The following is a 20,727-nucleotide window of genomic DNA, read 5'->3' as shown; positions in this document are numbered from 1 at the left end:
AATAAGAGATATGTACCGATAGCCGACACCTCTCCTTGGTGTGAATCAGTGATTGTAACACTCTAATTTATAATAAAACCTTTTTTAATTCTGAAGCGTGGATGCCATTTCGAACAATTATCATGGGTACTTCATGAATGTGTTTTGATCTGTTGTGTAAATATCGTTTCAGATCGTCGGTAGTTAAGGTGTCTGGCTATTTACCCAGTTGATGTTAATGCGACGTAGAGCACGACTATAAGTTTCAATCGTAGCGGGGCGTTTACCTTGCAAGGTGAGATGAGTAAGGTATTGTTCAAAAACATAGAGTAGTCATTGATGAAGCCGAAATTATTTATTTTAAACATGCCATTTGAAGATGGTCCCGGGAAAATGTGGATCTGTTCACACTGTGCACTTATTGAAGGTGCATTATCAGTAAATACGCACTGGGAAGATATGGTGGAAGTTCGCCGTATAGCGTTTCCAAAACCAAGAAAGGAAGTAGTGGATATATTGGGTGAAGAAAACCAATGGCTTCCTGTACTCATACTTGAAAATAATAAGACGATCACTGAACCAACAGAAATTATTAATTATTTAGCAAGAGAATTTAGTGGGGCTGCGGTACACCCATAGTGAGGGTAAAGTAAGCTTAACTAGAAAATAAAAAAGGACTTAAAACAGTTAAATTTTGGTTCCTTCGTCGAATATTTTAGCTAACAATTTTAAGTCAGGATAACTTTTAGATAATGGTGTCTGGGAAAGTAACCATTATTTATTGAAATAAGCAACTAACAAGACGTTATATGCCAAGGATAATTGATGACTCTTTTAGTGAATACCCCAAAACCACCATACTATGCTGTTATTTTTACTTCAGTTCGTACTGCGGGTGATAATGGTTATGGCGAAATTGCAAATAGGATGATTGAGCTTGCTGCACAGCAACCAGGCTATTTAGGTGCAGAGTCAGCAAGAGAAGATCTAGGTATTACAGTTTCTTACTGGCTTGATTTGGAGTCTATTAAAAACTGGAAGGCGAATACTGAGCACCAAGAGGCTCAAAAATACGGTCGTAAGTTATGGTATGAGTCATTTAAGGTTCGTATTTCAAAGGTAGAACGAGACTATGGCATATGACAAATAAGGATATGTGTCGCGTAGCCGACACCTATCCGAAGTGTTGAACAAGCCTCCCTTATATAAGTAAATATTGTGAATATTATAAAGGGTGTTGCTGAAAATCGAACATAGCCTTACTTGCCCTAATAAATATCTACTGGTCTAAATAGAGTAACGTCCTAACACATTATGTCTTCACATGAGTTATCAATTCAGCTAATTCACCATTACCCTAATTATTTATTAGGTAAAGACACTTATAAAAAAAATACCGACCTACATTAGGTCGGTATTAAATTTGTATCAGGGGTTATTGGCCTGCACAATCAAGCGACATTTTACCATCAGCATCGCGAGATAGGGTGATAGTTGTACTTGCTTTTGAGGCACCTTTCGGTAAGTAAACTGCACATTTTTCAAAGTTTGGTACAAGTGCTTTATTGATTGTTTTAACCGCTTGTTTTTGGCTATCAACATTGTCACCCGAATAAATGGTAATGCTATCTACTTGTGCCAGCATTTGCTCAGAATGTTTAGCTGGAGCTGCATGTGCGAAAACAGAAACAGAGCTAAGTGCTAGTAATAGTAATACTTTTTTCATTATATACCTCTAATAATTTAATGAATATTGTGCGTTGGTTCGGTTGCTAATATAGCTATAAAACAAAACTAAATAAATAAAAAATTATCGTAAAACGATAATTAATTGTTGTTAAGTTTGTTATGGATTATTACGGGATTAACTAATATCTTGATTATTATCAATAAATAGTGAATTAGAGTTTTTGAAGAACAAAACCAGAGAGGCGTGTTTTTGCATGTATTTCTGTATGAAAAGTATACATCTTTCTTTTTGGGTATAATTGAAAGGTGATTATCGCTGTTAATTATGAGTAAAGTGGTCATTCATTGCTGAATTATTAACTACTTTGTAACTTACGTAGATAAATAGTATTAACCTAATACTCGTCACTTTTTACATGGATGTGCTGTAATGACTATCTTTCTTGCTGGCTTTTCGCTTGGCTTATCTTTAATACTGGCAATTGGCTCTCAAAATGCGTTTGTATTGAAACAAGGACTTAAGAATCAATACGTGTTTATCATCTGTATTGTTTGTGCGTTGTCAGATGCATTATTGATTAGCTTTGGTGTCGCAGGCTTTGGCGTTATTGTCAGTAAGTATCCAGATATTGAAACTGTGGCGCGTTACGGTGGCGCAATTTTCTTAACGGTTTATGGGCTGTTGAGTTTTAAATCGGCATTGATGACGGATCATGCTTTGCTTATTGATCAAAGAACATCAGGTTCATTATTAAAAACGATACTGACTTGTTTGGCTTTTACGTGGTTAAACCCACATGTGTATTTAGATACAGTCGTGCTACTTGGCTCTATTTCTACCCAATATCAACCTTATGAGTGGCAATTCGCGCTGGGGGCTATCACGGCATCTTTTGTGTTTTTCTTTTCACTGGGCCATGGATCGCGTTTATTAGCTCCATTATTTCAGCAGCCTAAAGCATGGAAGGTGTTAGAAATACTGGTAGGGGTAATTATGTTATCTATTGCAGCATCGTTGGTTCTCGGTATTTGAGTCGGTTAGAGTGATTCAAATTACACCGAGAACAGCAATGGGAATAATGGTCGGGTATCAACGAGCCATATCAGCCCACACTTGTGATGGCTGCAGAACTGATGGCTTATGTGTTTATTACTGCATGACAGATTTTGAAAAAAGTTGAATCGTGATGATGCCTGCGGCAATAAGGATTAACCCAAGCAAGGCTGGAAAATCGAGCTTTTGCTGATATACAAAATAAGACAGTGTAGAGACTAAAAAGATACCGATCCCTGCCCAAAGTGCATAAGCGATGCCGACATTCATGATTTTAACGACTTGAGAAAGCCCATAAAATGAGATCGCGTAACCAACTAGTACAACAAGGCTGGGAGCGAGTCGGGTAAAGCCTTCAGATGCTTTCATCATGGTTGTTGCAAGCGTTTCAGCAATTATAGAAATAAAGAGTATCAGGTATACATTAGTCATAAAAATTACTCGCTAAATTGTTTTGTGTGCGTCTGATTGCTTGCTGCAAAGAATATTTAAGTGATAACCGTTGATACCAAGGTAATGAAGCTGGTTGAACAATGCTGTGTAACACGCGGCTATAATCCATCGTTAAACCAGGTGTCCATGCCATCATCATTGCACGATGTCGAATTTGAGCTGCAAGCCATAACTCAGGGCTGCACAACAGTTTTAAAAGGGTGAATATACTGCTGCTTTTTTTATACAAGACACCGTCTAATGCCGCTTCTAGTGCATAAGCGGTATTACTTGAACAGTTATTGGAGGTTAAATTATAAATAGGATTTTTATAACAATGATGCCAGAACTGCTTTAATGTTAGTGCGTTATATTGAATAAATTCTATTTTAACATTTGATTCACACCATTCAGCGGCTTCGGTTTTGTAATCCGGTAAGTAACGGCCAAGCACATTATTTTCAGGAGTCGCTTTTAGAGTGCGAATAAACTCAGAAGGTGAGCGATCAATATCTTCTGATGGATATAAACTAATATAACACTCAAATCCTGCTTCTAATGCGGCATGACCGGTAGAAATAACCCCGTTTACATCTGTAGCTGCAATGTAACGATTAATAATGGGGCGAGGAACATGTGGGTTTTCTGCTGACCCCTCTGGTGTCCATATATGTATTGTTAACGGTTGCGTATTATTTCTATTTTCTGTGCTATTTATCGAATATACGCTGTCAGTTGTGGATATATATTCATTTCCACTATTATTTAATAATTGAAAAATAGGGCTGTTGTATTTTAATGAACTAACCTTCATTAGAACAATGATACTTCGAATACTTCCTGTGATCATAATAAACCCAAGAAAGTAAGAAATAACATAATTATAATTTTGTAATAGGAAAATAGAATAAAAGATTTGAATACATCCCCACACGATAGCTCTTTTCCAATGAGCAAAACGAACAACCCAAGCGGATGCAATATTAAAAATACCAACAGAAATATAAGTTAAACCAAAAGTCGCAGATAATAAAATATTGCTAAATTTGATATTTACGAGTGCCGCAATTGCGTAACAAAAGAATATTAATCCTTTGAAAATAAGGATGTTACGGTGCAACCCCAATCCGCTAGGCGCTACGATTAAAGTTGTTAAGCTTTCAAGTAAAAGAAAGTAACTGAAGGAATCAAATACTTTTCCGTCAAGGCCATCAATGAAGATGAGAAGGCCAGCAAATCCCCAAAGGGTGCTGAATCCTAACAGATGAAATATTTTACTTTTTACGAAAGGTGCACCGAAAAGTAGCATCGCTATTTGTAACATGAAGAACCGTAATTTTTTATTTGTGATCTAGCGTTCTAATAGAACTATTAGATAAAGCTAAAAGTAAGATACTTTCTAAAACTAATTGATATATTCAAAACGAAGGCGAGGATATTATTACATGGTTGAATGTTAATCAAGGTATTGTTTTATATTAGTTATGTGATTCAATAATATAATCTAATATTGTGAGTTGTTACATAATAAGTCACGTTGTATTTAAATAATATTTTTATAATTCATCAATATATCATTTAAATTTATTCTGGATTCTTAGGTAAATGCGATGACATATCGTGGTGGTATTTAAAATAAATCGTTAGAACCTTTAAACAGAGAACAACATCTTTATTATCGTAATAATAAATAGAAAGAATGTTAAATAATAATATCTTTTCTTGTATAAAGCCTGACTATAAGAGCGTAGGATGAAGGTAATTATAAAGATAGGGTGCACGTTAGTGCATTAGCATTCAGTATGCAATTAACACAAAAACCGTTAAAAAACAACGCATTACTAATTTCAATCCAAACGCCGCAATTTAAAGGCGATGAAGCAAAAAGTTCATTAGAAGAATTAGCACGCCTAGTGACGACATTAGGCTTTAAAGTTGTTGGCACACAGTCTCAAAAACTAAGCTCAACAAAAAAAATGAGTGTACTTGGTTCTGGTAAAATGGCTGAGATCGCGCAGTTAACTGGAAACCTTGGTGTTATTGAAGACGATGGTGAAGATGATCCTCTTGATGACATTGATTTTATAGATGTGTCACTCGATGATTTACCCAGCGTACTTGCCGATGTTGTGGTGTTTGACTGTGATTTAAGCCCATCTCAATTACGTAATGTGGAAAATCAATTAGGCGTTGAAGTGTTTGATCGCACAGGCATCATTATTGAGATATTTAGCCGTCATGCTCGTACACGAACGGCACGACTACAGGTTGAAATTGCTCGTCTTAATTATTTAGCGCCACGTTTACGCGAATCCACCAGCGGTAATAAAGAGCGACAAATGGGTAAAGGTGCGGGTGAAACAACGCTAGAGCTTGATCGTCGTAAAATTCGCGATCAATTGGCGGAATTGCGCCGTGAATTAGTCAGCGTTCAAGATGAAATGAAAGGGCGTCGAACTCAACGTTCAGAGCTTTTTTGTGTGGCGTTAGTTGGCTATACCAATGCGGGTAAGTCGTCTATGATGCGAGCATTAACAGGTAGTGATGTTGAAGGCGAAAATAAATTATTTGCTACGCTAGATACCACTGTTCGCGCCTTAAAACCAGAAACACAACCGCGTATTTTAGTATCAGATACGGTTGGTTTTATTAAAAAATTACCGCACGATTTGGTGGCATCTTTCCATTCAACCTTGGCTGAAGCTCATGACGCTTCCCTATTATTGTATGTGGTTGATGCATCTGATGTGTCATTCCGTTCTCAATTAGACGTTGTTCATGAAGTGCTAAAAGAAGTGGGTGTTGATGGTATAAAAAAACTATTAGTGCTGAATAAATCAGATCAATTAAGTGTTGATCAGCAACAGGCATTAATGGCTGAATTTCCTGATGCTATGATGACGTCAACCCGTAATCCACTAGATATTACCAAACTTCATCAATACGTTGTCGATGTAGCTCAACACGAGATGATAGAAGAAGAAATCATTGTGCCTTATACCGCAAAAGGGCTGATGGGGGATATTCGTTCGGTGATGAGTGTAACGAAAGAAGAATATGAATATGACCATATTAAGCTGACTGTTCGCTCTAATGAGATTGAACTCGCACGCTTGAAAAAACGGATGTCTGAATATCAAAAGTGACATATGTAGCTTTATATAGAAACTTTATTGAGTGAGCAAATAGCTGTGTGTGTTTGCTTGTTTATAACGATGGATTAAAGTTCTAGATTGATGTTTGAAATCAGTTGGTTGAGCCTTTGTCACAAATGTTGGATGGGATATCAAAAGCAGATAAACCGTGGTTTTTTATGCAAAGTGTTTATGGTTGTTTAAGCTTTGAACAAGCTTAGGGAGTAAACGCAAAAAATTAGTGTTTGTACTACTATAACACTTGCTATAAATCTGTATCTTGGTGTAATTTCTCACCACTATTTTTATTTGGAATTATGATCATGCCAAAGGCTAGTGACATTAAAAAATTTGCTGCTGTTGAAATCAACGGTAAAGTAGGTCTTGTTAAAGAAATTAGTAAGCTAACGCCTAGTGGTCGTGCTGGCGCAAGTCTTTACAGAATGCGTATTTATGATGTAGCTACTGGTACTAAATCAGACGTAAGCTTCAAAGCTGATGAAATGGTTAACTTAGCTGATTTCCGTCGTACAAAAGCATCATTCTCTTACATCGATGGTGAAGAGTATGTGTTTATGGATGATGAAGATTACACACCATACACATTCAACAAAGAAGCAATCGCAGAAGAACTACTATTCATCACTGAAGATACGAAAGGTATCGAAGTTCTTACTGTTGATGGCGCGCCTGTTGCTATCGAACTTCCAGCGACAGTTGAACTAACTATCGTTGAAACTGATCCATCAATCAAAGGTGCTTCTGCAAGTGCTCGTACTAAGCCAGCGACACTTTCAACTGGTCTAGTGGTTCAAGTTCCAGAATACATCGCGAATGGCGAAAAAATTAAAGTTAACACGGCTGAGCAAAAGTTCATGAGCCGCGCTGACAAGTAATAGGTTACTTATAATCTATACTGGATAAAACCAGCCTTCATCTTGCTAGCTTTTTGTTAAGCCGATGGGCTGGTTTTTTATTGGCTGCATGACGTCACGGAGCAATGGATAGTGCTATATCAAATACGACAAGCAGAAAAATCAGATCTTGCCGCGATATACCAATTAGAGCGTGAGCTATTTGGCAAGCATTGTTATCCTGATTTTTTATTTCGTCAGGCATATGATTGTTGGCCAAGTGGATTATTGGTTGCCATTTCAGAATGTGAACATGTAGTAGGCTATGTACTCGCAAGCCCAAGCTTTAATAGACAAACAGAAACGCAGAGCGATGCGTGGGTATTAGGTATTGCGGTTGCGAATAAGGTGCAAGGGAAAGGTGTTGGAAAAGCGTTGTTGAATAAGGCATTAGCGCTGCTAGCTGATTACAATCGAATTTTATTGACTGTGCATCCGAAGAACACGGCAATAAAGCTATATCAGAGACTAGGCTTTGTAGAGATAGGGCAAGAAGACGATTATTTTGGTTGTGGCTCACCAAGAATTAAGATGTGCTTAAATCGTAAAGAGTAGGCATATATTGTTTAAGTCGCTTGATATCATTTTCTACGGAAATAAAAAAGGGCATCCAAAGATACCCTTACTTCTTCAACTGTTCGTTGTAGATTAGATGCGCTCAACGTTAGCAGCTTGAGGACCTTTTTGGCCTTGCTCAACGTCAAAAGAAACTTTTTGACCTTCTGCTAGAGATTTGAAGCCTTCACCAGCGATAGCACGGAAGTGAACGAATACGTCAGCGCCGCCATTATCTTGAGTGATGAAACCGAAACCTTTCTCATCGTTGAACCACTTAACGATACCAGTTGCTTTAGACATGTGATGTCTCCTGAAATAAATTAATGTGTTACTTATGTACAAAAGAATATTGAAGCGCTTCAGGACAACTGTGTACGTTTGAACAGTGTAACGAAGTTTTTCTTTCACTTTGTTTCATAAATAGCCCTGTTATATAGGACGCTGATATTAAGCCATTTTCGATTTTAAAGAGCAAGTGAGTTACTTATTTATCGCGTTATAATGTGAGCCGCATTACAAAAAAAAAGCAAAGAATATTATGAAATAGGTGTCTTATTAATCAGGCTGGTTAATTCTTATCAGGAATTTTAATAATAACAGGTCTATCAATATCTATAAGTGTGCTCTAATCTTGCATTTTTAACTGGTAAATCACTTTTATGCAGTCGATTGTGAATGTGAGGCGGTAGGGTGGGAATATTAATTATGGATAAAAAAAGGGCCGTGACGACCCTTTTATCAAGTGCTATGTGAACTAACGTAACGTTAGATAAGCAAATAATTATGCTTTTTCAACATTTGCAGCTTGTAGACCTTTAGGACCTTGCTCTGTTTCGTAAGAAACTTTTTGTCCTTCAGTTAGGGTTTTGAAGCCATCGCCAGTAATCGCACGGAAGTGTACAAATACGTCAGCACCGCCGTTATCCTGAGTGATAAAACCAAAACCTTTCTCTTCGTTAAACCACTTAACGGTACCTGTTGCTTTTGACATGTTTTCTCCTGATAAACTTTACATCAAACACTGTGTCGCCAATATCGGGTTACTACGCTATTTGAGCTTGAACACTTCGAGGAAGCTATCCTTGTCCAGATTGCATTGTTGTAAACGAGTACTGGTCTATTTCAAGAGTAGGTGCTGATATGCCATTTGCAAATACAGGAAGGCTTTTTTTGTGGTGGATTTCACAAAAGATACCATTTTGTTATTACAGATTACAGATTACATATATTGTCTAATTGTCATAATTATTAATTAAAATAGGGGTATTTATTGTGATATATCAAAAATTTGTTGAGCTTTTTGTGTGATATTTAAGCGAGAAACATAAGTTGATGCTCATAGAATCATCATTGAGCATTTAATCATGAGTATTGCTTGAGTTTACGAATGACTTTCTGATATAACGATTTCAGTAATAAACTGAGACTCGACGGTTATGTACTAGGAAGTGCATTATTTCTATCCCTTGCATTAAATCAGTTTCACAAGGTTTTATTTTCAGACTAAGGACTACACATGAACAACATCCTTGAACTCGTTCGTCAAACACGTCGTAAAAACAAACTTAAACGCGAAATCCTAGACAACGATCGTAAAATTCGTGATAACCGTAAGCGTGTTGAGTTGTTAGAGAACTTGATGGATTACATTAAGGCCGATATGAGCCACGATCAAATCGTTGAAATTGTTGAAAACATGAAAGGTGACTACGAAGATCGTGTTGATGATCATATCATCATCAGTGCAGAGCTTTCGAAAGAGCGTCGTGAAGTAAGCAAAGCAGTAAAAGAGCTGAAAAAAGCTGAAATTGCACATAAACACTAATTCTCAGCACTAGAAAGTTGAGAGTGTGCAAAAGACATAGCATGCTTATATTAGTTAAATTAAACCGAGCGTAATGCTCGGTTTTTTTATATCTATCGTAAGTAATAACAATATCTATAGTGCTGGGTTTTTAAATTTTAGCGCTGATTGGAAATATTACTTGAGGCAAAAAATAGCCCGAAACGATTCCTGTTTCGGGCTTAGGGGAATGGCTCTCGTAAGAGCCTTGCGCTAACTGGTTAGTAAATGGAGTATGATTACACTTTCAATGTTAGTTGAATAATGTTTATTTTCCAGTTATTGCATTTAATAAAGTCATCATTAACTATACTTTTTGATGCTAACGATATTTTTACCTTAAATATCAAATAGGTTAGTATCACGAACTAATTCACGAGGTAAGCCATTTTTGATACGGTTGCTCACCCATTTACCAATACCAATAGGGTAATCACGGTAAGTAACAATCACTTCACCTTTGCCTGCTGGTATTCCTGGGCGAATATCGCGTCCCATGAACCATTCTTTAGCTTGTTCAACATTAAGTTCAATAGCGATAGATTCTTTGCCTGTTGCCAGTGTCATTACCGCTTCATGTTGCCAGCGATAGCCTTTCTTGTGCTGTTCTGCGAGCTTAATACCAATACGTTGGAAACGGATTTCACCAATTAAAGTACGTAGCTGAGAAGGGAAAAGCCAAACTTCTTTATCACGTAACCAGACATCATGTTGCTCAGGTAAGGTAATATCTAAATCTTGTTTTAACTGTTGGGCTATCTCTTGTTGCTCTTTGTCTTTAAGCTGAGCAAACGGGAATTTCCCCATCCGCTTTTTTACGCTATCGGTTTCAACAGGTGCCAGCTTACGAATACGTGCGACAAAGAAACCTTCGCTATCAAAGATCTGAGGGTAAACGTGTAGGAAGCCATCTTCTGTGAGTGACTTTTCTGCACCATCGAACAGATCGTTTAGCGATTCAAATTGAACAGCATCACCAAATTTTTCTTTTAGGAAATGACAAACGTCTTGGTTTTCACTTTGGTTTAATGTGCATGTTGAATACACCATAACCCCGCCAGTTTTCAGAGCTTGGAATGCACTTACAATAAGGTTGCGTTGTACTTCGGCAATTTCATCAATAGAAGCTAGGCTCCAATTAGCCATAGCATCTTCATCTTTACGAATTGCACCCTCACCAGAACATGGCGCATCCAATAAGATCGAATCAAAAGATTCTGGTGCCCATGTGCCAAATACACAGCCATCAAAATGGGTCAGTGCTGCATTGTGAACACCACAACGTTGTAAGTTTGAATGGAGTACTTTAATTCGGCTCGCGGCTAACTCGTTGGCAACCAGTGCACCACGGTTTTGCATTGCAGATGCAATTTGGGTGGTTTTAGAACCTGGCGCTGATGCCATATCTAATACACAGTCTAATGCGTCATTATCTTTAAGCAATGCGGTTACTGGCATCATCGAACTGGCTTCTTGAATATAGAAAAGTCCTGCCATGTGCTCTGCGGTATTACCAAGAGAAACAGTATCTTCGTCTTCTCGTTCAATCCAAAAGCCAGTATCACACCAAGGAACAGGCGTTAATGTCCAACCACGATTTGCAACACGCGCTAAGAAATCCTCAACACTAATTTTGAGTGTATTGACGCGAATGCTGCGACGAAGGGGTGTTTTACAACAAGCAATAAATTCATCGATATCTAAATGCTCAGGTATGGTTTGCTTGATTAAATCGATAAATGCGTCAGGGATGTGAATATTCGGATGCAAAGGAAGGATCTCTATTAACTAGCTAATGAGGCTGATTTTATAACAGATTGGTATGAATTGCAGTTTTTGCTAATACAAAGCGTAATAAAGGTTTTTTCTGAATAAAAAAGAGCACCGAAGTGCTCTTTATTTTGTTTGATTTTAGCTGTTAACTCTCAGGAATTGCAGTACGCCATGCTAACCATTTAGGGTTTGCTTCTTTATGTAGTAAGAAGTGTGTTCCTGCTTTAACTTGTGGTTCAAGTGGTTGCTTTTCGGGGGTTGCAAAGGCAATTCCGCCACGTAATAGGCTATCAAATGTACCTGCTTTTATGTTGGCACCTGTAATACCGATATCAACATTCACACCTGAGGTGTTCCAAAATACAGTGTTTTTTCGCACTAAATGGCGGTATTGCTTTTCAAGTTGGGCTTTTATGATGACACGGTCAGCTAAGTCACCGAGTGAAACGTTAACCACTTGTCCAACTTGAATATCACGGTAGAGCAATGGTGTACCTTCGCTAATCGAATCACGCTCTTCACTTTCTAATACTATCGTGACGCGGGAATCAAACAACTCTGCCGAACCAAGCTTAAAGGTATCAGCAAAATAGCCTTTCCCAGGTTGAACAGCAATGTAAGAGCTCAGCAACGAATCCAAGTTTTCACTACCACTTAAGCTGATCTTTGGTTTAACCACCCAAAAGTAGCTATCTGACTTTGCGATTTTTTGAGCGTATTTCGGATATAAACGGGCCTGTATTTTCACGTTGTTTGTATGAAAATCGGGTTCGATGTTAATGATTTTACCAATGGTTACGCCTTGGAACTTGATCTCAGTATTGTTAGAGACAGATCGTGCATCATCGGCTGTTAAAGTTATCAGCTGTCCAAAATGTTGCGCTGAACTTAAGCTTGGGTAAAGCTTGTATTTAGAACCGATACGGTTAGTCACTTGCTTCATGTTATCAAAAGCAATCCCACCTTTGATAAGCGTGGATAGGGGATCGGTCACTAATTTAATACCATTTAATCCTGCTTCTACTTCGATACCTGAACGGTTCCAGAATACGGTGTGGTTAGTGATCAAATGACGGTATTTTTTCTCGATATTTAATTTAATGCTCACACCGTTATCTTTCAAAGCAAAGTCACTCACTTCACCTACTTGTAAGTTACGGTAAAGTACTGGACTACCTTCAGATACGGGGGGTAACTTTTCAGCAAATAAACTAATGCTGCTATAGCCTTTCAGTTTTTCATCCGCAAGATCGGCAAGACTTCGGTTTTTAAATAGGGTGTAGCTTTTGTTTATTTTTTTGCTACCGATAGAAGTGAAGCTAATCGCACTGCTGATTAATTGATCGGCTGGCGGAATAGAAACATCAATACCTTTGCTCGAAATGCTGGCATCGACACCACCATCAACGAAGAATCGACTACCACTTCTGATCAAATGGGTGTACTCAGGTTGAACTAAGACATCAAAGCTTACACGCTCACCGGTTAATTCAACGTTAGTGATTCGCCCGACATCTAATCCCTTAAAGCGTAATTTGGTGCCACGTTTAATACCAAAGCTTTTATCAGCATACAGCTTGAAGGTTGCTACACCGGGTTGTTGCTCTTCTAATGTGTCACGGGTAATAGCTGTAAATTGACGTGAAGTTTCGCCTTTACCCGGTATTAAACGTAAGAAATTGCCTCGTACCAGATTGCCGATATTTTTAACACCGTTTAGTGATACTTCAGCTTCTTCGAGTAATAAACGAGAGCCGCTATTTAAGTATTCACGCATGCTAGGTTCAATCGCAGCATGTGCGATAATTTTATTGGTTTTTTCATCAAGGCTTACATCGGTGATTTTACCGATCTGCAAACCCCGGTACATAATAGGTGAACCTGAATCGCTAATATCATTGTTATCTGGCAAGGTTATTGTGATAGCAATACCACGACCCGCTGTATTGATATCGGGGTAGAGTTTAAACTGGTGATTTGCTTCAATGGCTTTACCTTTATCTGGCGAATCAAATGCGATAGCACCCGCAATTAGTGCTGACAGGCTTTCAAACTGCACATCAACACCGTTGAAACCGATATCAGCACGCATGCCACTGACATTCCAGAAACGGCTTTTATTTGTAACGAGGTTGGCATACTTAGGTTTGATTAGTGCATCAATAATCACTTCTTTTTTGTTATCACTAAGGGTGTAATTGAACACCTCACCGACAGGGATCTTCTTATAGAAAATTTGCGAACCAATACTGATTGATCCAAGATTCGGTGCTTTTAATTGCAGCTTTAAACCATCTTCTAATGGGGTATCTGCTGGTTGGTTTTCTAATGCCGTAAATTTTGTTGCTTCAGGTCCATCACCAGGTAATAACGCAATATAGTTACCAGAAACAAGGGTATCTAGGCCTGAAATACCGGTTATTGAAGCTTTAGGTTTGACTAGCCAGAATCGGGTGTTTTTACGAAGAATATTTACCGCTTCAGGATAGATATCGGCAGTAACGTAAATACTCTTAAGATCTTTTGATAGGCTGATATCACGTACAATACCCACTTCAAGGCCTTGATAACGAATAGTCGTTCTTCCAGCGACTAAACCCACGGCATCGTTAAAGTGGATTTGAATACGTTCACCGGCTTCGTTAACTGATTTATACAGTAACCAACCAGCAAGTATTAATGCTAATAGCGGCAACAGCCACAGCGGTGATAACCCCCGATCACGGCGAATTTTCACCTTTTTGGGTTGTTCGTTATTTGGATCGTTGTTCATAATTGTCCCATATCAGGCGAGAATCTAAACTTTCTGCTGCTAACATTGTTAATACTACCACGACGGCAAAGGCAATTGCCCCAGGTCCCGGCGTGAAATCAAGAACTTGCCCACGGTCGATTAATGTGACCATGATGGCGATAACAAAAAGATCCATTACCGACCATTTACCTATCCAGTGTACGGCACGAAATAGTCGCATACGTAATAGGTGGTGTGTTTTTCGTTTGAACTGTACGGCTAAAAGGATATAAGCCAAACTTAGAATTTTCGCGACAGGGACAACAATACTGGCAATAAAGATGATTGCTGCGATACCGGTCATTCCCGTTCTGACGAGTTCAGCAACACCTGAAAAGATAGTATCTTCAATACGCTTACCGTTATTCATGAAAATTGAAATGGGATAAAGGTTAGCAGGCAAGATAAAAATACTTGCTGAAATTAAATATGCCCATGTTTTTTGAATAGAATGTGGAATACGATCGTGTAATGGACTATTACAGCGGCGGCAATGGGTCAGGTGTTCTTGCGTTAAATGACAGGTCGTACAAAGTGTGTCTAAGTCATCACTAATATGCTCATTTTCAGGTTGCCATGCATCCCAATAACGACGAACACTGATACGAGTCAGTAACACGAGAAATAATATCTGTAAGGTAATGAGACAGTACAGCCCAAGACCGATATTAATCTCTGCGACTTCTTGGACTTTAAAACAAGCAATGGCGAGACTAACTAAAAAAACATCGAGCATCACCCATTGCTTTAAATGGTGAAGAACCCATGTTGATGCTTTAAATAGAGTAAAGTGACGAAATTTAAGGGAAAATTGGGCGCTAAAAACCGCCCCTATGACTAATAGCGGGGCAATAACGCTACAAAATAAGATTAATGCGGCAACGCCAGGAAAATTTTCTGAAAGTGTGATGGCGCCAGATGGAAGTGTCGCAGGGATCATCTGTCCGAATAATCGTATTGTGATTAACGGTAAAGTAATGGTTGGAATAAAAAGGATTAAACCCGCTGCGGCAATCGCCAGTTCTGCATTAAATCTTGCTGTTCCCCCACGATATAAACGTGTTTGGCAACGGGGACAGTAAGCACTGTGTCCTTGTTGAGCCACCTCAGGGAGCACGAGTAAATTGCAACCGGGGCAGCGTCTGGCCGTTGACATAGTACGTTGTTTCCTTTGCAAAAGAGCGAGATATAAAAACGCTCACGAAATAAAAATTCACACGTTTGTAAAAACATAGTGAATGATAGCCCATGAGCGTCAAGGATGGGTACTATATTATTTTGTACCGATTCTTGCTACTGGAAGTTGTTGATCTGTTTGTTCAACATCATTATTAGGTGATTGAATTGAACCGTAAAGTGTTCGATATAACCCATGTTGGCTCACTAACTCAGTATGTGTACCTGATTGACTGACTAATCCATCTTCTAAGACATAGATTAAATCAGCTTGTTTAACGGCAGATAAACGGTGGGCAACAATTAAGGTGGTTTTATCTTTTAAAAAACCATTCAGCGCTTTATGAAGTGCAGCTTCTGTTGAAGTATCTAACGCTGATGTTGCTTCATCTAAAATAACAAAGTCAGGGTTAGATAAGATCATACGGGCAATCGCTAAACGTTGACGCTGACCACCGGATAAACGAATACCTTGTCGACCAATTTCAGTGTCTAGGCCATGTGTTAACCGCTCTGTCATGTCTGTAAGTTGAGCAATGTCTAACGCATTCCAGAGTTCATCATCAGTATATTCACCACCTAATGTTAAGTTATGGCGTAATGTATCGTTGAATAAGACGGGCTGCTGGAGCACAACAGCCATACGTTCGCGAAGAGATTCATAACTGACCGCCTCAATCGGGTGACCATTAATAAAAATATCACCTGATTGCTTTTGGTAAATGCCAAGCAGTAATTGAATTAAGGTTGATTTACCGCCGCCTGATGCACCTACAAGAGCAACACGTTTTCCTGCAGGGATATCAATATTTAAACCTCGCAGCACTTGTTTATCATTGTCATAAGAAAAACGGACATTTCTTACTTTAATATCCAGTGCTTCATTGTGATTAAAGGGATAAACGGTAGCGGTAGGGCGAACTTCTTCTTCTAAATCTAACAGCGTATTTAAACGCTGCATGGCCGCAGATGCACTGTACCAAGAAAATTGAATCCCCAATAACTCTTGTACTGGCCCAAGCATGAACCATAAGTAACTAAAGACAGCCAGCATTTCACCGATAGATAAGCCACTGAAAAGCACCATTAACATTGCAGCGGCGCGAAATACTTCAAAACCCGCCAAGAATAATAAGAAAGAGATGCGTCCTGCCGCTTCTGATTGCCATGCAAACTTATCAGCACTGTGGCGTATATCATTTGCGTGCGATTTTAGTTGAGCTAAAAATTCACGCTCACGATTAGATGCGCGCAATTGGTATATGCCATCTAATACTTCGACTAAACGTTGTTGGAATTTTTCATAAGATTGATTTTCTTGACGCTTGAGGTTTTTAACGCGGTTACCCATCATTTTTGAAGCGTAAACAACAATAGGGTTAATGATGAGAATAAATAGCCCGAGTCGCCAATCTAACCATAATAAAACGCCAGCAGTACCAACAACGGTGAGCAAGCCGATAATAAAACGACTTAACGTATCTCCGACAAACTTATCGATAGTCTCAACATCAGTGACAAGATGCGAAGTAATGCCGCCACTGCCTTTTTCTTCATATTGGCGCATGCTAATACGCCCTAATTTATCCAATAAATGCTGACGTAAATTAAAGGTGATCTCTTTTGATACAAGCGTGAATTGGCGGCTTTGTAAAATGTTCAATGCTTGGCTTACGGTACGCATTAAGACAACTAAAAATAACACTAATAAGATATAGCCAGTAGGTGATTGCCATTGTTCGGGAAGAAGGTGGTTTAAATATTGGATCCCTTCAGCTGGCTTATGGAGTAATACTTCATCGACCATTAATGGCATAAGTAATGGAATTGGTACGCTAATCAAGGTGGCAATAACAGCAATAATATTCGCGGTGATAAGGCGGGGACGATGTTTTTTAGCTTGAATAAAAAGCCAAGACCAATTAATCATAGTGGGGAATGAATGCTTCACAGTGATAATGATTCCTATTATTGTTAAGTGTTTCCATTTTAACGATTATGTAAGGCGTATGCTATGGAAAATACAGGTTCTTTTTATAACCGTCTGACACTTCAAGCTTTAGCGATAGTTGAAGGTGAATCAGATCTCATTGCCAATCTCTCTAATATTAGTGCGTTGTTGAATATGGAGTTAGAGAACATAAATTGGGTTGGCTTTTATTTATTAAAAAATGATGAGCTCGTACTTGGTCCATTTCAAGGAAAACCTGCTTGTGTTCGTATTCCTGTCGGTAACGGGGTATGCGGTACGGCAGTAAAAGATAACAGAGTCATCCGTGTTGATGATGTTCATGCCTTTCCTGGGCACATTGCTTGTGACGCAGTTAGTCAATCTGAAATCGTTATCCCATTAAATATAGGGGAAAAATGTATAGGTGTACTGGATATTGATAGTCCAGATTTGTCAAGATTTGACCAAAATGATGAACAAGGTCTAGTTTCTTTGGTTACAGAGCTACAAAAAGTACTCTAATTTCATGCTTTCGGTGGTTTTTCCTTATTAGGTAATTATAATAGCCCCACTATTTCTTTTTGAACAAAGCACTAATAACGAGCAAATCTCGTTTATGTCAGGAAAGTCCATGGAAAACTCTGAAAAGTTAACGAACAGTAAAGAAGTTATTGCATATATTGCTGAGCGTTTCCCAAAATGTTTTACTATTGAGGGTGAAGCTAAACCACTTAAGATCGGTATTTTTCAAGATCTTGCTGAGCGCTTAAGTGATGATCCAAAAATCAGTAAGACTCAACTACGTACAGCATTACGTCAATACACATCTTCCTGGCGTTACCTTCACGGCGTTAAAGCTGGTGTAAGTCGTGTTGATCTTGATGGAAATGAGTGTGATGTACTTGAGCAAGAACACGTTGATCACGCACTTAAAGCCTTAGAAGAAAGCAAAGCAAAAGTACGTACTCGTCGTAAAGAGCAGGCTATCGCTAAAGCAGCTAAAGAAGGTGATGCGAAAAAAACTCGCGCAAAAACTGCTAAACCTAAGAACATTAAGCCAAAAACGGCTAAAGTTAATAAGAAGCCAGTTGAGACTACACCTGTACTAAAAGCTGACGAAGTTATTGTTGGTAAGAACGTACAAGTGAATATGGGCTCAGGTAACATGCCGGCAACTATTGTCGAAATTAACAAGGACGATGTGCGTGTTCGCTTAAATAACGGCTTAGTAATGGCTGTTAAAGCGGAGCACCTGCGTTCATAAAGGGAGAATGCGCGACGCATGAATTGTCGATTCCGTTTCTCACTGATTGCTGCCGGCATGATGCTGGCAGCTTCAGCGCAAGCCTTAGAGGCTAAGTATTCATTAAGTGATTTGCCGCAACTTGCACCAGAGCAGCAGCACGCAACTGCGAGTAAGAGGGTAGCGTCACGCTTTACCCGTTCTCATTACAAGCATTTTTCACTTGATGATAAATTCTCTAGTCAGGTCTTCGATCGTTATATCGAAATGCTCGACTATAATAAAAGCTTTCTAACTGCTTCTGATGTAAAGCAATTTGAACGCTGGCGAAATCAGTTTGATGATCAATTGAAATCTGGTGATACATCGGGTGCATTTGATATTTTTAATAAAGTCCTTCAACGTCGTTTTGACCGTTATCAGTTTGCGATCTCGCAATTAGATACAGAGATTAAATTCGATAAAGATGAAGACTTTGTTATTGATCGCTCTGAACTTGAGTGGCCAGAAAATCAAGCTGAGTTAAATGAAATTTGGCGTAAGCGTGTGAAATACGATGCGTTGAATTTAAAGCTGGCAGGTAAAAACTGGAAAGAAATACAAGAAACACTAGGTAAACGTTATAACAACGCCGTTAAACGTTTAACTCAAACCCATAGTGAAGATGTATTCCAGTTATACATGAATGCTTTCTCGCGTGAAGTTGATCCTCACACTAGTTATCTATCTCCTCGAAATGCTGAGCAGTTCCAATCAGAAATGAACCTTTCTTTGGAAGGGATTGGAGCAGTGCTGCAAGTGAAAGATGATTATACGACGATTCAATCCCTTGTTGCTGGTGGACCTGCTGCGAGCTCTAAAAAGCTGGCTGCGGGTGACCGTATCATTGGTGTTGGTCAAGATGGCGAAAAAATTGTAGATATTATTGGCTGGCGTTTAGATGATGTTGTCCAATTAATCAAAGGTCCGAAAGGCAGTAAAGTGATTCTTGATGTTTTACCAGAAGGTAAGAACAGCAAGAGTTACACTGTCACTATTGTTCGAGACAAAATTCGTCTAGAAGATCGTGCCGTTAAATCGGAAGTGAAAACTGTTGAAGGCAAGAAAATTGGTGTGATTGAAGTACCAAGTTTCTATGTCGGTTTATCTGAAGATACCAAGAAAGAATTGGTTAAGCTTAACGAGCAGAAAGTTGATGGTGTCGTTATTGATCTTCGTAACAATGGCGGTGGTGCATTAACTGAAGCGACAGCATTAAGTGGTTTATTTATTTCAAGCGGGCCTGTTGTTCAAGTTCGTGATAGTTATGGTCGCGTAAAAGTAAACAGTGATTCAGATAATCAAGTTTTCTTTAATGGGCCGTTAACTGTTCTAATTAACCGTTATAGTGCATCGGCATCTGAAATATTTGCTGCGGCAATGCAAGATTATGGTCGAGCAGTGGTTCTTGGTGAACAATCATTTGGTAAAGGTACTGTGCAGCAGCACCGTTCTTTAAACCATTTATATGATTTATTCGATAAGCCGCTGGGTCATGTACAATATACAATTCAAAAGTTCTACCGTATTAATGGTGGTAGTACTCAGAATTTAGGTGTTGTGCCTGATATCTCTTTCCCAACAGCAATTGATCCGTCTGAAACCGGTGAAAGTGTAGAAGATAATGCATTACCGTGGGATAGTATTAAACCGGCTAAATATCAACAACTTCATAATTATTCGTCAATTCTTCCTAAGTTAAATGAAGAACACCTTGCACGAATTAAGAATGATATGGAGTTTGGTTTCATTAATGAAGATATCAAAACCTATAAAAAGGAAAAAGATATCAATAGAATTTCATTAAATGAAAAAATGCGTTTAGCTGAGCAAGATAAACAAGATGCTGATCGATTGGTACGTTTAAATAAGCGTCAAAAAGTACTCGGTAAAAAACCGTTTGCTGATTTAGATGCAGTACCAAAAGATTATGAAGCACCTGATGCATATTTGGATGAAGCCATTGGTATTACCGCTGACTTAACCAAGATAAAATCATCGTAGTTTTCTGATAGTATCCAGCAACACATAAATAAGCGCTCCTTCATGGGGCGCTTTTTTATTTCTCTTTGTTACTGTAATAATCTCATAAATAAGACTTGTCGCATATTTAAATGTGATCTGTCGCATATTTTTCATCGCAAAATA

The 20,727-nt window shown here is 38.6% G+C and carries 19 protein-coding genes and 1 pseudogene; 10 read left to right on the top strand and 10 right to left on the bottom strand.

Going from position 1 to position 20,727, the window contains the following annotated elements:
- Positions 1-160: 160 nt before the first annotated feature.
- Positions 161-303: pseudogene (locus C9J40_RS22245) on the bottom strand (phage integrase N-terminal SAM-like domain-containing protein); the annotation flags it as partial.
- 15 nt (positions 304-318) lie between these two features.
- Between C9J40_RS22245 and C9J40_RS09670 the strand changes: the two are divergent.
- Both C9J40_RS09670 and C9J40_RS09665 read left to right on the top strand, forming a co-directional pair.
- Positions 319-618, top strand: coding sequence for a DUF3088 family protein (locus C9J40_RS09670; RefSeq protein ID WP_107246678.1), 300 nt, complete (start codon positions 319-321; stop codon positions 616-618).
- Positions 619-804: 186 nt separating this feature from the next.
- The gene (locus C9J40_RS09665) at positions 805-1,122 is read left to right on the top strand and encodes an antibiotic biosynthesis monooxygenase (RefSeq protein ID WP_107246676.1); all 318 of its coding nucleotides are present in this window, start codon (positions 805-807) and stop codon (positions 1,120-1,122) included.
- Between the two features lie 292 nt (positions 1,123-1,414).
- Here C9J40_RS09665 and C9J40_RS09660 read toward each other — a convergent pair whose 3' ends face one another.
- Positions 1,415-1,705 (bottom strand): hypothetical protein, encoded by a 291-nt coding sequence (locus C9J40_RS09660; RefSeq protein ID WP_107246675.1) that lies wholly within the window; start codon positions 1,703-1,705, stop codon positions 1,415-1,417.
- A gap of 393 nt (positions 1,706-2,098) precedes the next feature.
- Between C9J40_RS09660 and C9J40_RS09655 the strand changes: the two genes are divergently transcribed.
- Positions 2,099-2,701: a LysE/ArgO family amino acid transporter gene (locus C9J40_RS09655; protein ID WP_107246673.1), complete on the top strand. Its 603-nt coding sequence runs from the start codon at positions 2,099-2,101 to the stop codon at positions 2,699-2,701.
- 117 nt (positions 2,702-2,818) lie between these two features.
- On the opposite strand, the gene C9J40_RS09650 is transcribed toward C9J40_RS09655, so the two are convergent.
- Both C9J40_RS09650 and C9J40_RS09645 read right to left on the bottom strand, forming a co-directional pair.
- Positions 2,819-3,154, bottom strand: a complete 336-nt coding sequence (locus C9J40_RS09650) for a multidrug efflux SMR transporter (RefSeq protein ID WP_107246672.1) — start codon at positions 3,152-3,154, stop codon at positions 2,819-2,821.
- Complete coding sequence (locus C9J40_RS09645; RefSeq protein WP_107246670.1) at positions 3,147-4,478, bottom strand: hypothetical protein; 1,332 nt, start codon at positions 4,476-4,478, stop codon at positions 3,147-3,149. The genes C9J40_RS09650 and C9J40_RS09645 overlap by 8 nt, the downstream gene beginning before the upstream one ends.
- 478 nt (positions 4,479-4,956) lie before the next feature.
- On the opposite strand from C9J40_RS09645, the gene hflX reads away from it, so the two are divergent.
- The 3 genes from hflX (at position 4,957) to C9J40_RS09630 (ending at position 7,757) form a co-directional block, all read left to right on the top strand.
- A complete protein-coding gene (gene hflX, locus C9J40_RS09640; protein WP_107208167.1) occupies positions 4,957-6,300 on the top strand; it encodes a GTPase HflX in 1,344 nt (447 codons plus the stop codon).
- Between the two features lie 311 nt (positions 6,301-6,611).
- Positions 6,612-7,184 carry an elongation factor P-like protein YeiP gene (gene yeiP / locus C9J40_RS09635; protein WP_107246668.1) on the top strand — a complete coding sequence of 191 codons (573 nt, stop codon included), beginning with the start codon at positions 6,612-6,614 and terminating at the stop codon, positions 7,182-7,184.
- Between the two features lie 111 nt (positions 7,185-7,295).
- On the top strand, positions 7,296-7,757 hold the full coding sequence (locus C9J40_RS09630; RefSeq protein ID WP_107208134.1) for a GNAT family N-acetyltransferase: 462 nt from the start codon (positions 7,296-7,298) through the stop codon (positions 7,755-7,757).
- A 93-nt stretch (positions 7,758-7,850) separates the two neighbouring features.
- Here C9J40_RS09630 and C9J40_RS09625 read toward each other — a convergent pair whose 3' ends face one another.
- Positions 7,851-8,060: a cold-shock protein gene (locus C9J40_RS09625; protein ID WP_005367917.1), complete on the bottom strand. Its 210-nt coding sequence runs from the start codon at positions 8,058-8,060 to the stop codon at positions 7,851-7,853.
- A 481-nt stretch (positions 8,061-8,541) separates the two neighbouring features.
- Positions 8,542-8,751 carry a cold-shock protein gene (locus C9J40_RS09620; protein WP_005367915.1) on the bottom strand — a complete coding sequence of 70 codons (210 nt, stop codon included), beginning with the start codon at positions 8,749-8,751 and terminating at the stop codon, positions 8,542-8,544.
- Between the two features lie 525 nt (positions 8,752-9,276).
- Here C9J40_RS09620 and C9J40_RS09615 point away from each other — a divergent pair.
- On the top strand, positions 9,277-9,585 hold the full coding sequence (locus C9J40_RS09615; RefSeq protein ID WP_105060198.1) for a DUF496 family protein: 309 nt from the start codon (positions 9,277-9,279) through the stop codon (positions 9,583-9,585).
- Between the two features lie 357 nt (positions 9,586-9,942).
- Here the strand turns inward: C9J40_RS09615 and rsmF are convergent, their stop codons facing one another.
- The 4 genes from rsmF to C9J40_RS09595 all read right to left on the bottom strand — a co-directional run bounded on the left by rsmF (position 9,943) and on the right by C9J40_RS09595 (position 17,276).
- Positions 9,943-11,373 carry a 16S rRNA (cytosine(1407)-C(5))-methyltransferase RsmF gene (gene rsmF / locus C9J40_RS09610; protein ID WP_107246667.1) on the bottom strand — a complete coding sequence of 477 codons (1,431 nt, stop codon included), beginning with the start codon at positions 11,371-11,373 and terminating at the stop codon, positions 9,943-9,945.
- Between the two features lie 148 nt (positions 11,374-11,521).
- A complete protein-coding gene (locus C9J40_RS09605; protein WP_107246665.1) occupies positions 11,522-14,149 on the bottom strand; it encodes an MlaD family protein in 2,628 nt (875 codons plus the stop codon).
- A complete protein-coding gene (locus C9J40_RS09600) occupies positions 14,130-15,326 on the bottom strand; it encodes a paraquat-inducible protein A (RefSeq protein WP_107208137.1) in 1,197 nt (398 codons plus the stop codon). Before C9J40_RS09600 ends, C9J40_RS09605 begins: the two co-directional genes overlap by 20 nt.
- A 117-nt stretch (positions 15,327-15,443) precedes the next feature.
- Positions 15,444-17,276 carry an ABC transporter ATP-binding protein gene (locus C9J40_RS09595; protein ID WP_107208138.1) on the bottom strand — a complete coding sequence of 611 codons (1,833 nt, stop codon included), beginning with the start codon at positions 17,274-17,276 and terminating at the stop codon, positions 15,444-15,446.
- An 84-nt stretch (positions 17,277-17,360) separates the two neighbouring features.
- Between C9J40_RS09595 and C9J40_RS09590 the strand changes: the two genes are divergently transcribed.
- From C9J40_RS09590 to prc, 3 genes are all read left to right on the top strand, one after another.
- Entirely contained in the window at positions 17,361-17,819 is a 459-nt protein-coding gene (locus C9J40_RS09590; protein WP_107208139.1) for a GAF domain-containing protein, read from the top strand.
- A gap of 109 nt (positions 17,820-17,928) precedes the next feature.
- Positions 17,929-18,561, top strand: coding sequence for an RNA chaperone ProQ (proQ, locus tag C9J40_RS09585; RefSeq protein WP_107208140.1), 633 nt, complete (start codon positions 17,929-17,931; stop codon positions 18,559-18,561).
- Between the two features lie 18 nt (positions 18,562-18,579).
- The gene (prc, locus tag C9J40_RS09580) at positions 18,580-20,583 is read left to right on the top strand and encodes a carboxy terminal-processing peptidase (RefSeq protein ID WP_107246664.1); all 2,004 of its coding nucleotides are present in this window, start codon (positions 18,580-18,582) and stop codon (positions 20,581-20,583) included.
- The last annotated feature ends 144 nt before the right edge of the window (positions 20,584-20,727 follow it).

It is taken from the genome of Photobacterium sp. GB-72, assembly GCF_003026095.1.
Lineage (GTDB): Bacteria > Pseudomonadota > Gammaproteobacteria > Enterobacterales > Vibrionaceae > Photobacterium.
The sequence above is the reverse complement of the archived record's forward strand: the minus strand, read 5'-3'. Positions and strand labels throughout refer to the sequence as shown.